We start from the raw sequence: 1,566 nt of genomic DNA, 5'->3' as shown, positions 1-1,566 counted from the left end.
GTACCGATCGCCCCCACGCTGAGCGTGCCGCTGCTGGCCGTGACGCTCACATTGCCGCCATCGCCCGAGGTGCCGCCCGTGGTGGTGATGGCGCCGGTGGTCACGCTGCCGCCCGAGTTGTTCACCGTGATGCTGCCGGCCGTGCCGCCCGCACCCATGCCCGTGGCGTTGCCGGTCTGTGCCGCCAGCGTGGTGGTGGTGAGGTTGCCGCTGCCGTTGTTGCGCACGCTGATCGTGCCGGCGTTGCCGCCCGCACCGTTGGTGCCGGTGCCGGCGCCGCCGCTGGCGGCCAGCGCCGTGCTCGTCAGGCCACCGCTGGCGTTCAAGGTCAACGTGCCGCCGTTGCCGCCGGCCTGTCCTGCGGCCACTGCTGCGCCGCCACTGGCGGTGATGGCTGCGGTGCTGAGCGTGCCGCTGCCGGTGATGGATACGTTGCCGGCATTGCCGCCGCCTTGGCCTGTGGCCAGCGCCGCACCCCCGCTGGCGGTGATCGCCCCCGTGATGCTGCGGTTCACACCCGTGATGGTGAGGTTGCCGGCGTTGGTGCCGCCCGCGGTGCTGCCGGTGCCCAGGGCCGCGCCGGAGGTGGAGATGGTGCTGCTGACCGTCACATTGCCTTGCGACGACAGCGTGATGTCACCGCCGTTGCCGGCAGTGCCGCCAGCCGTGGACAGCGCGCCCGTGCTCAAGGCCTGGCCGGCCACGGCGTTGCTGACGCTGATGCTGCCGGCGCTGCCGCCGGCACCGGTGCCGACAGCTGCGCCGGTGCTGGCTGTCAGGGCGCCCAGGCTCACGTTACCTGCCGTGGTGTTGCTCACCGTGATGCTGCCGGCGTTGCCGCCGGCGCCATTGGTCGCCGAGCCAGCCCCGCCGCTGGCGGTGATGGCGCCAGTCTGTGTGATGCCGTTGGTCGAGGTGAGGCTGATGGCCGCACCGGTGCCGCCGCTCTGGCTGGTGCCCAGGCCGGCCGAGCCGCTGGCGGTGATGGTGGCCGCGCCCAGGCTGATGCCCGCGCCGGTGAGGCTCACGGCGCCGGCGTTGCGCCCGGCGTAGCCGCTGACGCTGGTGCCACCGGAGCTGGCGATGTTGCCGGCACTCACGCTGCCGGAGGCGTTGAGGGTGATGCTGCCGCCGTCGCCCTTGGTGCCGCCGGTGGTGGTGAGGGTGCCGGTGCTGATGTTGCCGGCGGTGTTCTCGATGCTGATGCTGCCAGCGGCACCGCCCGCACCGGTGCCGACGGCGTTGCCGCTGCTGGCGGCCAGCGCAGTGGTGGTGATGTTGCCGCTGCCGCTGTTGCGCAGCGTGATGCGGCCGGCGTTGCCGCCGGCCGCATTGGAGGTGGAGCCGGCGCCGCCGCTGGCTGTCAGGGTGGTGGTGGTCACGCCCGCTGTGCCGGTGACGCTGATGCTGCCGCCGGCACCACCGCCTTGGCCCGCGCCGTTGCCGGCGCTGCCGCTGGCCGTGATGGCGCCCGTGCTGACCGTCGTGCCACTGATGCTCACAGCTCCCGCGTTGCGCCCCGCCGTCCCAGCGCTCGCCGTACCACCACTCGCCGTGATCGCGCCC

Annotated in this window: 1 protein-coding gene; it reads right to left on the bottom strand. The window is 73.4% G+C overall.

Annotated features, from left to right (window positions below; all coding sequences use genetic code 11):
- Positions 1 to 1,502: beta strand repeat-containing protein (locus tag CDE01S_RS17920; protein ID WP_218016552.1), on the bottom strand; the 1,502-nt coding region annotated here is incomplete at its 3' end.
- Positions 1,503 to 1,566 lie beyond the last annotated feature (64 nt).

It is taken from the genome of Curvibacter delicatus NBRC 14919, from assembly GCF_001592265.1.
Classification (GTDB): Bacteria; Pseudomonadota; Gammaproteobacteria; order Burkholderiales; family Burkholderiaceae_C; genus Hylemonella; species Hylemonella delicata.
Note: the sequence above shows the minus strand (reverse complement) of the source record. Positions and strands in the feature narration are given on the sequence as shown.